Origin of the sequence: Rahnella woolbedingensis (genome assembly GCF_003602095.1) — a bacterium.
Classification (GTDB): Bacteria; Pseudomonadota; Gammaproteobacteria; order Enterobacterales; family Enterobacteriaceae; genus Rahnella; species Rahnella woolbedingensis.
In genome coordinates this window covers 146,819-162,776 of sequence record NZ_RAHH01000005.1, presented here as the reverse complement: position 1 = coordinate 162,776, position 15,958 = coordinate 146,819, and the positions used below count along the sequence as shown (strand labels likewise).

The 15,958-nt window shown below is 53.4% G+C and carries 14 protein-coding genes, 1 tRNA gene and 1 pseudogene; 11 read left to right on the top strand and 5 right to left on the bottom strand.

What is annotated here, in order from left to right; translation table 11 throughout:
- Nucleotides 1-107 precede the first annotated feature (107 nt).
- A complete protein-coding gene (gene fadE, locus D6C13_RS05430) occupies nt 108-2,576 on the bottom strand; it encodes an acyl-CoA dehydrogenase FadE (RefSeq protein WP_120131799.1) in 2,469 nt (822 codons plus the stop codon).
- Between the two features lie 269 nt (nt 2,577-2,845).
- Between fadE and lpcA the strand changes: the two genes are divergently transcribed.
- Nucleotides 2,846-3,427 (top strand): D-sedoheptulose 7-phosphate isomerase, encoded by a 582-nt coding sequence (gene lpcA, locus D6C13_RS05425; RefSeq protein ID WP_120131798.1) that lies wholly within the window; start codon nt 2,846-2,848, stop codon nt 3,425-3,427.
- A gap of 26 nt (nt 3,428-3,453) precedes the next feature.
- Nucleotides 3,454-4,221: a class II glutamine amidotransferase gene (locus tag D6C13_RS05420; protein ID WP_120131797.1), complete on the top strand. Its 768-nt coding sequence runs from the start codon at nt 3,454-3,456 to the stop codon at nt 4,219-4,221.
- Here the strand turns inward: D6C13_RS05420 and dpaA are convergent.
- Nucleotides 4,192-4,917, bottom strand: coding sequence for a peptidoglycan meso-diaminopimelic acid protein amidase (gene dpaA, locus D6C13_RS05415; RefSeq protein ID WP_120131796.1), 726 nt, complete (start codon nt 4,915-4,917; stop codon nt 4,192-4,194). The genes D6C13_RS05420 and dpaA overlap by 30 nt on opposite strands.
- Nucleotides 4,918-5,198: 281 nt before the next feature.
- Here dpaA and dinB point away from each other — a divergent pair, with 281 nt between their 5' ends.
- Both dinB and D6C13_RS05405 read left to right on the top strand, forming a co-directional pair.
- The gene (gene dinB, locus D6C13_RS05410) at nt 5,199-6,257 is read left to right on the top strand and encodes a DNA polymerase IV (protein WP_120131795.1); all 1,059 of its coding nucleotides are present in this window, start codon (nt 5,199-5,201) and stop codon (nt 6,255-6,257) included.
- 57 nt (nt 6,258-6,314) lie between these two features.
- A pseudogene (locus tag D6C13_RS05405) lies at nt 6,315-7,463 on the top strand (IS481 family transposase); the annotation flags it as partial.
- A 3-nt stretch (nt 7,464-7,466) separates the two neighbouring features.
- On the opposite strand, the gene pepD reads toward D6C13_RS05405, so the two are convergent.
- On the bottom strand, nt 7,467-8,927 hold the full coding sequence (pepD, locus tag D6C13_RS05400; RefSeq protein ID WP_120131794.1) for a beta-Ala-His dipeptidase: 1,461 nt from the start codon (nt 8,925-8,927) through the stop codon (nt 7,467-7,469).
- 293 nt (nt 8,928-9,220) lie between these two features.
- Between pepD and gpt the strand changes: the two genes are divergently transcribed.
- The 6 genes from gpt to D6C13_RS05370 all read left to right on the top strand — a co-directional run bounded on the left by gpt (nt 9,221) and on the right by D6C13_RS05370 (nt 14,295).
- The gene (gene gpt / locus D6C13_RS05395; protein ID WP_120131793.1) at nt 9,221-9,679 is read left to right on the top strand and encodes a xanthine phosphoribosyltransferase; all 459 of its coding nucleotides are present in this window, start codon (nt 9,221-9,223) and stop codon (nt 9,677-9,679) included.
- Between the two features lie 176 nt (nt 9,680-9,855).
- Nucleotides 9,856-11,106, top strand: a complete 1,251-nt coding sequence (frsA, locus tag D6C13_RS05390; protein WP_120131792.1) for an esterase FrsA — start codon at nt 9,856-9,858, stop codon at nt 11,104-11,106.
- A 63-nt stretch (nt 11,107-11,169) separates the two neighbouring features.
- Nucleotides 11,170-11,571, top strand: coding sequence for a sigma factor-binding protein Crl (gene crl / locus D6C13_RS05385; RefSeq protein ID WP_120131791.1), 402 nt, complete (start codon nt 11,170-11,172; stop codon nt 11,569-11,571).
- Nucleotides 11,572-11,693: 122 nt separating this feature from the next.
- Entirely contained in the window at nt 11,694-12,797 is a 1,104-nt protein-coding gene (proB, locus tag D6C13_RS05380) for a glutamate 5-kinase (protein ID WP_120131790.1), read from the top strand.
- 10 nt (nt 12,798-12,807) lie between these two features.
- Complete coding sequence (gene proA / locus D6C13_RS05375) at nt 12,808-14,061, top strand: glutamate-5-semialdehyde dehydrogenase (protein ID WP_120131789.1); 1,254 nt, start codon at nt 12,808-12,810, stop codon at nt 14,059-14,061.
- A 158-nt stretch (nt 14,062-14,219) separates the two neighbouring features.
- Nucleotides 14,220-14,295, top strand: a tRNA-Thr gene (locus D6C13_RS05370).
- A 41-nt stretch (nt 14,296-14,336) separates the two neighbouring features.
- On the opposite strand, the gene D6C13_RS05365 is transcribed toward D6C13_RS05370, so the two are convergent.
- Nucleotides 14,337-14,588, bottom strand: a complete 252-nt coding sequence (locus D6C13_RS05365) for a helix-turn-helix domain-containing protein (RefSeq protein WP_120131788.1) — start codon at nt 14,586-14,588, stop codon at nt 14,337-14,339.
- A gap of 111 nt (nt 14,589-14,699) precedes the next feature.
- Between D6C13_RS05365 and D6C13_RS05360 the strand changes: the two genes are divergently transcribed.
- Nucleotides 14,700-14,972, top strand: a complete 273-nt coding sequence (locus tag D6C13_RS05360; RefSeq protein WP_120131787.1) for a helix-turn-helix domain-containing protein — start codon at nt 14,700-14,702, stop codon at nt 14,970-14,972.
- A gap of 75 nt (nt 14,973-15,047) precedes the next feature.
- On the opposite strand, the gene D6C13_RS05355 is transcribed toward D6C13_RS05360, so the two are convergent.
- Nucleotides 15,048-15,941 carry a LysR family transcriptional regulator gene (locus D6C13_RS05355; protein WP_120131868.1) on the bottom strand — a complete coding sequence of 298 codons (894 nt, stop codon included), beginning with the start codon at nt 15,939-15,941 and terminating at the stop codon, nt 15,048-15,050.
- Nucleotides 15,942-15,958 lie beyond the last annotated feature (17 nt).

Genomic DNA, 15,958 nt, shown 5'->3' with positions numbered 1-15,958 from the left:
CTTCCTGTGACACGAACTATTTAGGGTAATACGTGGTTATCTTCACAAATAGCAAAAAGCCTGAGTGCGTAAACACTCAGGCTTTTTTTTATAAGTTAACGGTTAAATCAGGCAGCTTCGGTGTGGCGGGGTTTCGCCTCATCCTTTTTTGCGCTGTCTTTCTCCGCTTCTGGTTTTTGTGCGGCCAGGGCATCCGGTTCGAACTCATCGACGTTAATGGAACGCAGACGGCTTTCTTCCGCACGGCTCAGGATACGCGCATCATCAGCACTCAGATGACCCGCATCCAGACCTTTTTGCGCCAGAATATCCAGACGGGTGAACGGCAGCTTTTTGCCCATCGCTTCGCACAGGCGTTTGTGCACCGGCTCAGCGGCCAGAATATCCTGCAACGCTTCTTCCAGCAGACCGACCGGGTTGTGCTCGCTGGGTGCCAAATACTGACCGCGACCGATACGGCTGCGGGTCGCAGAGGGCAGTTGCAGAATACGCGCCAGTTCGTGATCCAGACGGTCAGACGGTGCCGCGTGTGACAGGCCCAGCGGGAAAATCACCAGACGCATCACGCCAGCCACGAAACGGTTAGGGAAGTTACGCAGCAAATCGTCGATAGCCACTTCAGCCTGATGCAGACAATCCTGCACGCCCCAGTGAACCAGCGGTAAATCCGCTTCGTGACAGCCTTCTTCGTCATAACGTTTCAGCGTCGCCGTCGCCAGATACATCTGGCTGAGGATATCGCCGAGACGGGCGGAAATACGTTCGCGACGTTTCAGACTGCCGCCGAGCACGCCCATCGAAACATCAGACAGCAGCGCCAGGTTAGCGCTCAGACGGTTAATGTGCTGATAGTAACGCGCCGTTTTATCGTTAACCGGCGTATCGCTGGTGCGCCCGCCAGTCAGACCCAGCCAGAAGCTGCGCATTTTGTTACTGCCGACGTGACCGATATGCCCGAACAGCGCGCGGTCAAAATCAACCAGATCGTTTTTCTCGGCAGCGGCCATTTCACGCAGAACATAAGGATGGCAGCGGATAGCGCCCTGACCGAAGATGATCATGCTGCGTGTCAGAATGTTGGCACCTTCCACGGTAATCGCAATCGGTGCGCCCTGATAAGAACGGGCCACGAAGTTGCTGGTACCGAGCATAATGCCTTTACCGCCGGTGATATCCATCGCATCCATCACGGCGCGCTGGCCGCGGTGGGTACAGTGGTATTTGACGATAGCGGACAGCACCGCCGGTTTTTCGCCGAGCATAATCCCGTTGGTAATCAGGGTTGCGGCGGCATCCATCACATAAGCGTTACCGGCAATGCGCGCCAGCGGCTCTTCGATACCTTCCATTTTGCCGATAGGCAGTTTGAACTGACGGCGGATATAAGCATATGCGCCGGTCGCCAGCGCCAGAGATTTCAGGCTACCCGTCGAGTTAGACGGCAGGGTAATACCACGTCCTACGGACAGACATTCCACCAGCATCCGCCAGCCCTGACCGGCCATTTTCGGGCCGCCAATGATGTAATCGATCGGCACGAAAATGTCGTGACCACGCGTCGGGCCGTTCTGGAAGGGAACGTTGAGCGGGAAGTGACGATGACCGATTTCGACACCGGCGGTATCGGTCGGGATCAGCGCACAGGTTATGCCCAGTTCGGTTTCATTGCCGAGCAGGTGATCGGGGTCTTTCAGTTTAAACGCCAGACCCAGCACGGTGGCGATAGGAGCCAGCGTGATGTAGCGCTTGTTCCAGGTCAGACGCATACCGAGAACTTCTTTGCCCTGCCACTGACCTTGACACACGATACCGAAGTCCGGAATTGCGCCGGCATCAGAACCTGCTTCCGGGCTGGTCAGGGCGAAACAAGGGATTTCCAGACCTTCGGCCAGACGCGGCAGATAGTGATCTTTCTGTTCTTCAGTACCGTAATGTTGCAGCAGTTCGCCAGGGCCAAGGGAGTTTGGCACGCCGACGGTGATCGCCAGAATACCTGATACACCGGCCAGTTTTTGCAGCACACGCGCCTGAGCGTAAGCAGAGAATTCCAGGCCGCCGTACTCTTTCTTAATGATCATCGCGAAGAAGCGATGCTCTTTCAGATATGCCCACAGTTCCGGCGGCAAATCAGCCAGCTCATGGGTTATCTGGAAGTCATTCGCCATGCGGCAGGCTTCTTCAACCGGGCCGTCGATAAAGCGCTGCTCTTCTTCGGTCAGGCGTTGTTCAGGATAATCCTGCAACTTTTTCCAGTCCGGCTTGCCGCCAAACAGATCGCCTTCCCACCAGGTAGTCCCGGCTTCAATCGCTTCTTTTTCAGTACGCGACATCGCCGGCATCACCTTACGGAAGGTGCGCAGGGCAGGGGCTGAGAACAATGCGCGGCGCAGGGCGGGCACGTTGAACGGCAGCAAAATGATCGCCAGCGGCAGTAACAGCCACAGCGTCCACAGATGAATGGCACCCATGACAGCGGTAAACGCCAGTAAAATCAGGCTGCTGAGGGCAAGATTGACCTTGTGATAGAACAACACACCAAGGATCACGACAAATGCAACAATGCTAAGAACCATCATAGTAAAGCTCCTGAGTAGTAGGAGGTCTGACCTGTTATAGGGATACTATGGTTTTAGTTCATGCTCATTTCTTTATCAATGTGTTTACATACTAATTACAACACAGCTCACAAACCGGCCGCACGAAGCGTCAAAATCCGAAACTATCGGAATCATTACCTCTTCATTGCTTCTCGCTGTTTCGGCTTTCCGTTAAACTGCACAGCGGAACGTTTTATTGCTATCGGCCGTGCTGAAACCGGCTGCAAATGGACATAAAAGAGGCTGCTATGTACCAGGATATTATCCGTACTGAACTGAACGAAGCTGCTGATACGCTGAATAAATTCATCAGCGATCCGGCAAATATTGAGTCTATTCAACGTGCAGCAGTGCTGCTGGCTGATTCATTCAAAGCGGGTGGGAAAGTGATTTCCTGCGGTAACGGCGGTTCACACTGTGACGCCATGCATTTCGCGGAAGAGCTGACTGGCCGCTATCGTGAAAACCGTCCGGGCTATCCGGCGATTGCCATTTCTGACGTCAGCCACATTTCCTGCGTCGGCAACGATTTCGGCTACGACTATATCTTCTCCCGTTATCTGGAAGCCGTGGGTCAGAAAGGCGACGTTCTGCTGGGCATCTCCACTTCCGGCAACTCCGGCAATGTGATCAAAGCTATCGAAGCGGCGCGTGCCAAAGGCATGAAAGTCATTACCCTGACCGGTAAAGACGGCGGCAAAATGGACGGCTCAGCCGACGTGGAAATCCGCGTTCCGCACTTTGGTTTCGCAGACCGCGTGCAGGAAATCCACATCAAAGTCATTCATATTTTGATTCTTCTGATCGAAAAAGAAATGGCGAAGGCATAAGACCTTTGCCATAAAGGAGGCTGGTGATGTGCGAATTGCTCGGGATGAGCGCTAACGTTCCAACTGATATCTGTTTCAGTTTCAGCGGATTAGTGCAGCGCGGAGGCGGGACAGGCCCGCATAAAGACGGCTGGGGTATTACCTTTTATGAAGGCAATGGCTGCCGTACTTTTAAAGATCCGATGCCGAGTTTTAATTCGCCCATTGCCCGCCTGGTTCAGGAATATCCGATCAAATCTTGCGCGGTGATTTCCCATATTCGCCAGGCGAATCGTGGCGAAGTGGCGCTGGAAAATACCCATCCGTTTACCCGCGAACTGTGGGGACGTAACTGGACTTACGCCCATAACGGCCAGCTTCGCGGTTATCGCCAGCTGGAAACCGGTACGCTGCGCCCGATAGGTCAGACCGACAGCGAATATGCGTTTTGCTGGCTGCTGCACAAACTCACCCAACGTTATCCGCGCCGGCCTGCGAGCTGGCCGCCGGTGTTTCGTTATATCGCGTCGCTGGCGGATGAGTTACGGCAGAAAGGCGTGTTTAACATGCTGCTGTCGGACGGGGAATTTGTGATGGCGTATTGCTCGACCAATCTGCACTGGATCACGCGGCGGGCGCCTTTCGGTAAGGCAACGTTGTTGGATCAGGATGTGGAAATTGATTTTCAGCAGCAGACGACACCGAACGATGTCGTCACCGTGATTGCCACGCAACCGCTGACGGCAAACGAAACCTGGAACAAAATTGCCCCAGGTGAGTTCGCATTATTTCATCGGGGCGAACGCCAGCTGTGAAGACAGCGGGGTGTTGGACAACGGCTGCAACACTTCATATTTACCATCACTCACCACGACGTTCGGCGGCTGATGGTGTTTCTCAAAGTACGCAAATCCCGGCTGCAACTGGCTCCAGAAGCTGAAGTAGCTGGAATTTTTGTGCGCCTTCATATTGGCATCGGTCATTTTGAACGGATAAATACTGATTTGCAGATTACGCTGCCCGAACTGGAACGCGGCCTGCACATAGGTAAAGATTTCGTCCATATAACCGTCGGTCATCGCATAGCAACCGATTGACTTACAGTTACCGTGGATCATCAGATACTTACCTGAATAACCCTGCGAGATGTCGTAAGCATTCGGGAAGCCGATGTTAATGGCGCGGTAAAAGCGACTGTCGGGTTTCAGGTGGTGAATATCCACGTTATAGAAACCTTCCGGGCTTTTGAAATCGCCTTCGCGACGTTTATTTCCCAAACCGCCGGAAAAATCACAGATACCATAGCTGCCGATCAGACGAAATTCGCCGTCGAGCTGAGCATACAATTCGAGTTTACGTTCTTGTTTGAAAATCTGGATATAAACGGGCGCACCTAATAATTGTTTTTTAAGTGCTGCGTTTACCGGGACAGCGTCGCTGGCTACGGCGTAATTTGCTGTAAATAAAGGCAAACTGAGAAGCATCGCAAGAAACAGCGCGATTCTGATCATTCTAAATCCTGCTTGGTAATATTTCTGATTATTTTGTCTACAGCTGAACTGCCTGTAAGACCGCCACTGATTTTCTTCTTATGTACTGCCTGTCTGAAACGATGCCATATTAATACTGATTAATTTTTTAGCAATCACCAAATAATCATTTCTGTGGCTTTGAATTGTAAAACTATTCCAATGCCATTCCTGGTGATTAATTAAGCGAAATCAACCGATATTTTCTGTGTTTGAAATTACGTCATTCAACTGTATACTTATACAGTCATTGGGGGAGGGCTATGCGTAAAATCATTCACGTGGATATGGACTGCTTTTTCGCGGCCGTCGAGATGCGCGATGATCCTTCCCTGCGCGACATTCCTATTGCCATCGGCGGCAGTCGTGACCGCCGGGGTGTCATCAGTACCGCCAATTATCCTGCCCGCAAATTCGGTGTTCACAGCGCGATGCCCACCGGAATGGCGCTGAAACTGTGCCCGCATCTGAAAGTCATCCCCGGCAGAATGGAAGCTTATAAAGAAGCGTCCAATCATATTCGTGAAATCTTCGCGCGTTATACGCCATTGATCGAGCCGTTGTCACTCGACGAAGCTTATCTGGATGTTTCCGTGGCCACGCAGTGCAACGGTTCTGCCACGCTGATTGCTGCTGAAATCCGTCAGGCTATTTTCGATGAGATCAATCTGACGGCTTCTGCGGGCATTGCGCCGATCAAATTCCTGGCAAAAATCGCCTCTGATCTGAACAAACCTAACGGCCAGTTTGTGATAACACCGGACAAAGTCGAGACGTTTTTGCAGGATCTTCCGCTGAGTAAAATCCCAGGCGTTGGTAAAGTCACCGCCCAGCGCTTGCAGGAGCAGGGGCTGATCACCTGCGGCGATGTGCAGCGTTATGATTTGGCAAAACTGCTCAAGGGTTTCGGTAAGTTTGGCCGCGTGTTGTGGGAACGCTGTCAGGGGATCGACGAACGTGAAATTTCGCCTGAACGCCTGCGTAAATCCGTCGGCGTGGAACGTACCCTGGCGGAAGATATTCACAGCTGGGAAGAGTGCGTGGCGCTGATCGAACGTTTATATCCCGAACTACAGACGCGCTTAAGCCGTGTCAGTCCGGATCTGCGCATTGCGCGGCAGGGCGTAAAACTCAAATTTCATGATTTCCAGCAGACCACGCAGGAACACGTCTGGCCGGTGCTAAATAAAGAAGATTTGCTGAAAGTGGCGCGTGATACCTGGGAACAACGGCGCGGCGGTCGGGGAGTCAGGCTGGTGGGGTTGCATGTGACGTTGCAGGATCCGCAGATTGAGCGGCAGTTGCTGTTGCCCTGGGAATAATTTTAAGCGTTTGTAAGGGCTGCTTTTAGCGCCTCCCCCTGCGAAGGGGGAGGCGCTAACTTTCGCGCACTTTGCCGGGCGTTCAACATTGCCCCGAACACCGGCTATAAGTGGCTCCGGCGATTTGTCGACGCCGGCGAGGCGGGCTTGGTCAACCGTTCTACCCGGCCTGTTACCTCTCTTTTACATACCGACACCGACCTTGAACAGCGCATCGTTTCACTGCGTCATCAGCATCCCGCATGGGGTGCACGCAAGCTGAAGCGGCGGCTTGAAGATCTCGGCCTGACGCTGCCTGCCGTCAGCACGGTGCACGCCGTACTGACGCGCCACGGTCTTATTCAGCCTAAAGAGCCCGCCGGTCATCCCGCCGTCGGGCGCTTCGAGCATCCTTATCCCAACAGCCTGTGGCAGATGGATTTTAAAGGGCACGTCCCCTGTGGCGACGGGCGTTGCCACCCGCTGACCGTACTGGACGACCACTCCCGATTTTCCCTGTGTTTACAGGGGTGTAAGGATGAACGCCGGGAGACGGTGCAGGATAAGCTTATCGACACGTTCGAGCGTTATGGCCTGCCCGAAAGGATGACGATGGATAACGGTTCGCCCTGGGGAAGCACCGTCGGCATCTGGACGCGGCTGGAACTCTGGCTGATGCGTCAGGGAATAGGCGTCAGTCATTCAAGACCTTACCATCCGCAAACGCAGGGCAAGGATGAGCGTTTTCACAGGACTTTAAAAGAGGAGCTTCTGGTGCAGCGGGACTTCCCGTCATTGCCCGTGATGCAGCAGGCGCTGGATGAGTGGCGGGAGATTTACAACACGCAACGGCCTCACGAAGGCATCGCGCTATCCGTTCCATCAAGCCGCTACAGCCCGAGCTCGCGAGCTTACAATCCACAGCCTAAAGCAGCGGAATACGATAGCAACATGCAGACGAGAAAAGTAGATATCAGCGGAAAGCTGACGCTTAACGGGAAGGCGTATCGCGTTGGGAAGGCTTTTATCAAAGAGCAATTAGGGATAGAAGAAGAGGCAATTGATGGCATCTACAGCGTGTGGTGGTATAAAACGAAAATCGGCGTGATCGACCTCAAGACGAAGTCGATCACGGTGGGTAAACACGGCAAAAAGTGTTCACTATGTCCCCGAACATGTGTTCACCATGTGTCCGGTCTAAACACCTTCGCAGGGGAGGGAGCTTAAAAATCAGTTCTTCTGAGGAATCGCTTTCAGCAGAGCCGTCAGCAGTTTCCAGTACAGCTCAACGCTGGCGATTTCAACCTGCTCATCCGGCGAGTGTGGCCCGGTGATGGTTGGCCCGATGGAAACCATGTCCATTTCCGGATACGGTTTTTTGAACAGACCGCATTCCAGACCGGCGTGGATCACCATGATGTTCGGAGTTTTGTTGAACAGTGTCTGGTAAGTTTCACGCACCAGCGTCATGACCGGAGAGCTTGGCTCAGGTTTCCAGCCAGGGTAGCTGCCTTTTGCCAGGCTTTTCGCGCCAGTCAGTTCACTCAGTGAATTCAGCATGCTGACCACATATTCTTTACCGCTGTCGATAAGAGAACGGATCAGGCTGTTGATCGCCACTTCGTCATCTTTCATGGTGACAACACCGACGTTCAGCGAGGTTTCTACCACGCCTTTCACGTCGTCACTCATGCGGATCACGCCGTTAGGCGTTGCGTTCAGTAAGGCAATGAATTTACCCTGAGTTTCAGCGGTCAGCGCTTTTGCAGCGCTTTCAGCCGGTTCCACGACCAGAGCAATTTTCTTCTCAACCGCTGACAGTTCGAACTGAATGGTCGCCAGGAATTCCTGAGCAGCCGCTTTCAGTGCATCCACTTTATCTGCGGCAACGGCCAGAGTCACAATCGCTTCACGCGGGATGGCGTTACGCAGTGTGCCACCGGTGAAGTCCAGTACGCGCAGGCCGAGGGTTTCGGCATTATCAGCCAGGAAACGCGCCAGCAGTTTGCTTGCGTTGCCGAGCCCTAAGTGGATATCAGCGCCGGAGTGGCCGCCTTTCAGGCCTTTCAGGGTCAGTTTCAGGGTAGTGAAACCGGCCGGTACCGCTTCACGGCTTAATGGCAGTGTGGCAGTAAAATCAATCCCGCCGGCGCAACCCATATAGATTTCGCCTTCGGTTTCGGAATCGGTGTTGATCAGGATTTCAGACTGTAACCAGTTCGGTTGCAGGCCGAATGCGCCTGCCATGCCGGTTTCTTCGGTCATGGTCAGCAACACTTCCAGCGGGCCGTGTTCTACGCTGTCATCAGCCAGAACAGCCAGCGCGGACGCCATACCGATGCCGTTGTCAGAACCCAGCGTAGTACCGCGGGCTTTTACCCAACCGTCTTCGATGAAGGGCTGGATCGGATCTTTAGTGAAATCATGAACGGTATCGTTGTTTTTCTGCGGCACCATATCGAGGTGCGCCTGCAGGGCTACGGCTTTGCGGTTTTCCATGCCTTTGGTGGCCGGTTTACGCAGCAAAATGTTGCCGACTTCATCACGCTCAGCGTGGATACCCTTTTCCTGTGCCCATTCAACGATGTGTTTTGCCAGTTCTTCTTCATGGTAAGAAGGATGCGGAATTGAACAGATTTTGGCAAAAATATCCCACAACGGTTGTGGCGAAAGCTGAGACAGTTCAGACACTATAAGTCTCCTGTAACAGTCAGCTCATTCAGGCTCCATTTGCAGGGGAACTGATTGAGATGCTGTAGGTTTAAGGTTAAGTAATCCCCGCCAGACTGTGTGGCGAGTGGTCTGACAGAATATCACTTAATCTTAACCTGTGCGCGGGCGCGGGGATAAATTCCGGGATTTTTAGGCCGCTGAGGCCAGATAATTACTGGTTTTTGTGAGCCGGACTCACTATAATCTCGCGCAACCTTTTTCCCCCCCAATAAATTTTTAAAAGCCGTTAATTCACTGGCTGGGACACCTTTATGAGCGAAAAATACGTTGTAACCTGGGACATGCTGCAAATCCACGCCCGCACCATGGCTAAACGCCTGCTGCCGGCAGAACAATGGAAGGGTATTATTGCAGTCAGCCGTGGCGGCCTGGTTCCTGCAGCGTTGCTGGCTCGCGAGCTGTGCATCCGCCATGTGGATACCGTGTGTATCTCCAGCTACGACCATGATAATCAGCGCGAAATGCACGTGCTGAAACGCGCAGAAGGCGACGGCGAAGGCTTTATCGTCATCGACGATCTGGTTGATACCGGTGGCACCGCGAAAGCCATTCGCGAAATGTATCCGAAAGCACACTTCATCACCATCTTCGCTAAACCAGCCGGCGCACCGCTGGTCGATGATTACGTGATCGACATTCCGCAGAACACCTGGATCGAACAGCCGTGGGATATGGGCGTGGTATTCGTCCCGCCTCTGGTAGGAAAATAATTTTTCCCGCTGTTTATAAACGCCTGGCTCATTGCCGGGCGTTTTGCTTTTGTTGACTTGAAATCCTTTCCGCTTGACCTCATTCCTGTCCTGTCGCACCGTGGGCGGGTTATAATCCCGTCCAGAAAGGGTCGCCTGCAGGCGGCCTGCTGCTTGCTAACGGAGGATCATGCATTATGGCTCCAGCCAACCTTACGGAAAAACTGTTTAAACCTTCCTTTAAATACCCGGAAACTTCGACGCTGGTTCGTCGCGTTCATCATCATAAAACGCACCCGCCGATGCATACTGCGCTGGAAGGCGACACGGTAAATTGCTGGTACAGAACCATTAACCGCCTGATGTGGATATGGCGGGGTGTAGATCCTTTAGAAGTTGAAGAAGTGCTTTCGCGCATAGCAGTTTCCAAAGCCGAGCACAGCAATCCGCTGCTGCTGGACACGGTGATTGGCTACCGTAACGGCAACTGGGTTTACGAATGGTCTAATCAGGCGATGGCGTGGCAGCAAAAAGCCGCCGAAGAAAAAGATCCGAACCTGGCCAGTGAATACTGGCTGAAGGCGGCGAATCTTTACAGCATCGCCGGTTATCCGCATCTGAAAGGCGATACGCTGGCAGAACAGTCCGAAGTGCTGGCCAATAAAGCGTTTGAAAAAGCGTCAGAACATTCGCCGTATTCTCTCAAAGAGATCGACTTCAAAATTCCGGGCGGAGCGCCAATTACCGGTTTTCTGCATCTGCCGAATGAAGGTGAAGCGCCGTTCCCAACGGTGATGGTGTGCGGGGGTCTGGATACTTTGCAAAGTGACCATCAGCGCCTGTTCCGTTCATATCTCGCGCCGATGGGCATTGCGATGCTGACCATCGACATGCCGTCGATCGGGTTTTCGTCGAAATGGAAACTCACTCAGGACACCAGCTTCCTGCATCAGCAGGTGTTGCACCAGCTTTCCGATGTTCCGTGGGTCGATGCCAGACGTGTCAGCCTGCTCGGTTATCGCTTTGGTGCGAACGTCGCTGTGCGTCTGGCCTATCTCGAACCGCGCCGTGTTTGCGCTGTCGCCACATTAGGCGCGCTGGTGCATTCCCTGCTGAGCTGTCCGAAATGTCAGGAACAGGTTCCCGATATGTATATGGATGTACTGGCGAGCCGGCTCGGGATGTCGAGCGCGTCGGATTCCGCCCTCAAAACCGAACTTAATCGATATTCTCTGAAAATGCAGGGGCTGCTCGGGCGCAGAACGCCGACGCCAATGCTGGCTGCGTATTGGGAAAATGACATCTTCAGTCCGAAGGCTGAAGCCAAGTTGATTGCGGATTCCTCATCTGAAGGCAAGCTTTTAGCGATTCAGAACGAGCCGCTTTACGCGCATTTTGATCGCGCTTTGCGCGAGATTTGTGAGTGGTTGCAAAAGCATATGCGTTAACTTAACGGTTGCTAATTCCTAACGTTTTGCTAAAAAGGATCGTCTTTCTATGGAGGTTGTACAATGACGTTACCAAGTGGTCATCCTAAAAGCAGGCTAATGAAACGTTTCGGTACATTGGGGCCGTACATTAGAGAAGGGAAATGCGAGAACGACCGCTTTTTCTTTGACTGCTTAGCGGTTTGTGTGAACGTGAAACCCGCGCCAGAGAAACGTGAATTCTGGGGCTGGTGGATTGAGTTACAGGCAGAAGCTGAACGTTTTACCTATGTTTATCATTTCGGTTTGTTCGATAAAGATGGCATCTGGAAAGCGCAAAACATTAAAGATGCTGAAGTTCGTGAGAAGCTTGAGACGACACTAAAAGTGTTTCACAAGAACCTGAATAAGATGATTGAAGAGATGTCGCTCAGACTGGAACCCGCTGATGATTTCAGCGAACAACCGGTGAAGCTCTCTGCCTGACCTTCCGTACTACCCATTCCCATACTGAATGCTGCTATTATAGCGTTATGCCGGTTGGCATAACGCTTCTCCCCTGTTAAAAAGACACAGAAGCACTTCTTCTTCACACTAATGGAACGATTATGAGTGGTAGCCAGACACTGGTTGTAAAACTGGGCACCAGCGTGCTCACTGGCGGTTCACGCCGCCTCAACCGTGCTCACATTGTTGAGCTTGTCCGCCAATGCGCGCAGCAACATGCGGCAGGGCATCGGATTGTGATTGTGACGTCGGGCGCAATTGCTGCCGGGCGTGAACATCTTGGCTACCCCGAACTCCCCGCCACCATTGCTTCCAAACAGCTGCTGGCTGCCGTCGGGCAAAGCCGCTTAATCCAGCTGTGGGAGCAATTGTTTTCTATTTATGGCATCCACATTGGTCAGATGCTGCTGACGCGTGCCGATATGGAAGACCGCGAGCGGTTCCTGAACGCCCGCGACACCCTGCATGCGCTGCTCGATAACCACATTGTGCCGGTCATTAACGAGAACGATGCGGTGGCGACGGCGGAGATTAAAGTCGGCGATAACGACAATCTTTCTGCGCTGGCGGCCATTCTTGCTGGTGCCGATAAACTGCTGCTGCTGACTGATCAAAGTGGCCTGTTTACTGCCGATCCGCGCACCAACCCGCAGGCGGAACTGATCCGCGAAGTCATGACTATTGATGACGAACTGCGTGGCGTGGCGGGCGACAGCGTTTCCGGCCTGGGCACCGGCGGTATGGCGACCAAGTTGCAGGCTGCGGATGTCGCGTGCCGTGCGGGTGTCGATACCATTATTGCCGCAGGCAACCTGCCGGGCGTGATTGGCGATGTGATTAACGGCGTGTCAGTCGGCACCCGTTTCCACGCGATGCAGACGCCGCTGGAGAACCGTAAACGCTGGATCTTCGGCGCACCGCCTGCCGGTGAAATCACCATCGACGACGGCGCGGTTTCCGCCATGATGGAGCGTGGCAGCTCGCTGCTGCCAAAAGGTATCCGCGAAGTGAAAGGCGATTTCTCGCGTGGCGAAGTGATCCGCATCCGCAACCTGAACGGACGCGACCTCGCGCACGGTGTCAGCCGCTATAACAGCGATGCGATGCGCATGATTGCCGGCCATCACTCTCAGCAGATCAGCGAAATTCTCGGTTACGAATACGGCCCGGTTGCCGTGCATCGTGACGACATGATTGTCAGTTAAGGAGTATTCCATGCTTAACGAGATGGGCAAGGCCGCGAAAGCCGCGTCCTGGCAGCTCTCCACCCTCAGCACCGCGCAGAAAAACCGCGCGCTGATGCTGATGGCCGACATGCTCGAAGCCAACAGCCAGAGCATTATTCTTGCCAACGAACTCGACATGGCCGCCGCACGCGAAAGCGGCATGAGCGAAGCGTTATTAGACCGCCTGTTGCTGACGCCCGCACGTTTATCGGCGATTGCCAGCGACGTGCGCGACGTCTGCCGTCTGAGCGATCCGGTAGGGCAGGTGATGGATGGTTCACTGCAGGACAGCGGTTTGCGTCTCGAACGCCGTCGTGTGCCGCTCGGTGTGATCGGCGTGATTTATGAAGCGCGCCCGAACGTCACCATCGACGTCGCCAGCCTGTGCCTGAAAACCGGCAATGCCGTTATCCTGCGCGGCGGAAAAGAAACGCATCACACCAATCAGGCGACGGTAAACGTCATTCAGCTGGCGCTGGAAGAGTGCGGTCTGCCGAAAGCGGCGGTACAGGCCATCGAAAGTCCGGATCGCGCACTGGTCGCGGAACTGCTGCGTCTGGATAAATACGTCGACATGCTGATCCCACGCGGCGGCGCGGCGCTGCATAAGCTGTGCCGCGAGCAGTCCACCATTCCGGTGATCACCGGCGGTATCGGCGTATGTCATACGTTTGTGGATGAAAGCGCAGATTTCGACAAAGCGCTGACCGTGCTGGAAAGCGCAAAAGTGCAGCGTCCGAGTGCCTGTAACAGCCTCGAAACCGTGCTGGTACATCAGGCGATTGCTGCCCGTTTCCTGCCGGAACTGAGTGATAAAATGCACCGTGCAGGCGTCACGCTGCACGCCAGCGAATCCGCGATGCCTTATCTGCAAAATGGCCCGGCGAAAGTACTGGCCGTGACCGAAGAAGATTATTCGGATGAATGGCTGTCGCTGGATTTGAACGTGACCGTGGTCGCTGGTCTGGACGCCGCCGTGGCGCATATCCGCACCTACGGCACCGAGCATTCTGATGCGATCCTTACCCGTTCCATCAGCAGCGCCGACCGTTTCGTGCGTGAGGTGGATTCCTCCGCGGTTTACGTCAACGCCAGCACCCGTTTCACCGACGGCGGGCAGTTCGGTTTAGGCGCAGAAGTGGCGGTCAGCACGCAAAAACTGCACGCCCGCGGCCCGATGGGATTAGAAGCCCTGACGACCTACAAATGGATTGGTTACGGCGACGATTTAGTCCGTCCGTAACGCGTAGCACCGGTGGATTTTTCGTCATGAAGCCGGTGCTAAGTCCCTATTTTGAGCAGGGTGATGAGAAAAGCAGCAAACGCACCTGTGAGGGCTTGACGTCAGCGTCAGATTTCACTAATTTAGCACCCCGTAGTTCCCCGGTAACACTCCAAAATGCCGACTTAGCTCAGTAGGTAGAGCAACTGACTTGTAATCAGTAGGTCACCAGTTCGATTCCGGTAGTCGGCACCATTTAAGATTTACATCCTCCTGATTTCAAATCATTAACCCGCTCAGCTTCTCAGTTTTCTGGTTATTACAATTCCTGTTTTTGCATCCCTGTACCAGCTCGGCCAGATCTCTTTCTCTTCGATCCCGATTGCTCTGGCAATGATCATTTCACCTTTCGGCCACGGCCTTGCCAGCGCGTTGGAAAGTGTGGATGAACTCAATCCCGCGTCCCTTGAAACTGCAGCCATTGTTGTCCCTTTCTTTCTGATTGCTGCGATGATATCTGCAGTGTGCCAATCTTTTGAACCTGTCATGTAAGACTCACTGTTAATGGTGATTACTAAGTTATCCTTAGTATGTGTGGCGCTTAAAAATAACACAATACAAAACTAAGAATAACTTAGTAAAAGGTTGGCTCCGACATCATGTTGATTAAGAGACTCAAGGAAGCGCGTCTGCGTGCGGGACTTTCTCAATATAGGTTAGGCGTTCTGGCAGGTGTGGATGAGGCATCATCAAGTGCGCGCATGAATCAGTATGAAAAGGGCAAACATCAGCCGGATCAGGACACGGTAAAGCGGATAGCCAAAGTGCTGGATGTGCCAGTTGCCTATCTGTACGCTGAAGAAGACGACCTTGCCGCGCTGATTATTGAATTTCACGAGAGCAGAAAGCAGTCCAGGTCTGTTCAATCATGATGGTGAAAAGCATGAATTTGATGCTGTAGAAAAAAAGCATGAGTTCGGGCTGTCCTGCTGACAGGCGAACTCCTGTTACACAGGCTTCGTCAGTTCCCGCGCATAAACCATGAAATCCGCCAGCGCTTTATTTTTCAGATGCCGCTGCCAGCTGAGGGTCAGCGTGGTGGTCGCACCGGGATCGGTCAGGAAACAGTAATTCACATCCGAAATCATCATTGAGCGCTGGGTTTCTGGTACCAGCGTCACGCCCATGCCCATCGAAACCAGCCCGATTGCAGCGGAAACATCCTGCGTGAACTGAATTTTCTGTGGCACAAATCCGGCCTGCTGGCAGGCGTTGATGGCTGACCAGCCAAGGCCCACACCCGGCGGATCCTTCTGGATAAGGAAGGGGGATCCCGAGAGCGAGGAGAGGGCGATTTTTTGCCCGGAACCGGCAGGGTGATCACGTGGCAGCACGGCAATCAGCGGGCGGGTGGCGATATCGAGATACTCAAGTTCCGCAAACCGTGGCACCGGCGAACGCACGAGGGCGATATCCAGCTGATAATTGAGTAAAAGTGTTAGTTGCTCGTGAACGTTATGTTCCTCGATAACGATTTCAATGTCCGGTTTCTGTCTGCGGTAACCATTAATTAACAGCGCAAGAGCCGGATCCAGAATCGACGACCCGACATAGCTGATCTTCAGCTGCCCTTTATGCCCCTGTCGCAAACTGCGCGCGTTCTCGAGAAATCTCTCGTAGTGCGTGATAGCTGTACGTGCTTCTTCCACCAGCTGCTGCCCTTCGAAGGTCAGCGCCACATGGCGCTTATCACGGGTGAAGAGCGGGATACCCAGTGACTGTTCAAGTGCTTTAATCTGCTGACTTAATGCGGGTTGCGCGATGTTGAGTTGCAGGGCCGCTTTGCCAAAATGCAGTACCTCTGCCAGCACCACAAATGACTGTAATTGCCGGTGATCCATAAATCCTCCCATGCGTT

What these genes read in the sequence shown, in the direction of transcription:
- fadE (WP_120131799.1), bottom strand. Translation starts at nt 2,576, where the DNA reads ATGATGGTTCTTAGCATTGTTGCATTTGTCGTGATCCTTGGTGTGTTG.
- lpcA (WP_120131798.1), top strand. Translation starts at nt 2,846, where the DNA reads ATGTACCAGGATATTATCCGTACTGAACTGAACGAAGCTGCTGATACG.
- D6C13_RS05420 (WP_120131797.1), top strand. Translation starts at nt 3,454, where the DNA reads ATGTGCGAATTGCTCGGGATGAGCGCTAACGTTCCAACTGATATCTGT.
- dpaA (WP_120131796.1), bottom strand. Translation starts at nt 4,917, where the DNA reads ATGATCAGAATCGCGCTGTTTCTTGCGATGCTTCTCAGTTTGCCTTTA.
- dinB (WP_120131795.1), top strand. Translation starts at nt 5,199, where the DNA reads ATGCGTAAAATCATTCACGTGGATATGGACTGCTTTTTCGCGGCCGTC.
- gpt (WP_120131793.1), top strand. Translation starts at nt 9,221, where the DNA reads ATGAGCGAAAAATACGTTGTAACCTGGGACATGCTGCAAATCCACGCC.
- frsA (WP_120131792.1), top strand. Translation starts at nt 9,856, where the DNA reads ATGGCTCCAGCCAACCTTACGGAAAAACTGTTTAAACCTTCCTTTAAA.
- crl (WP_120131791.1), top strand. Translation starts at nt 11,170, where the DNA reads ATGACGTTACCAAGTGGTCATCCTAAAAGCAGGCTAATGAAACGTTTC.
- proB (WP_120131790.1), top strand. Translation starts at nt 11,694, where the DNA reads ATGAGTGGTAGCCAGACACTGGTTGTAAAACTGGGCACCAGCGTGCTC.
- proA (WP_120131789.1), top strand. Translation starts at nt 12,808, where the DNA reads ATGCTTAACGAGATGGGCAAGGCCGCGAAAGCCGCGTCCTGGCAGCTC.
- D6C13_RS05365 (WP_120131788.1), bottom strand. Translation starts at nt 14,588, where the DNA reads ATGACAGGTTCAAAAGATTGGCACACTGCAGATATCATCGCAGCAATC.
- D6C13_RS05360 (WP_120131787.1), top strand. Translation starts at nt 14,700, where the DNA reads ATGTTGATTAAGAGACTCAAGGAAGCGCGTCTGCGTGCGGGACTTTCT.
- D6C13_RS05355 (WP_120131868.1), bottom strand. Translation starts at nt 15,941, where the DNA reads ATGGATCACCGGCAATTACAGTCATTTGTGGTGCTGGCAGAGGTACTG.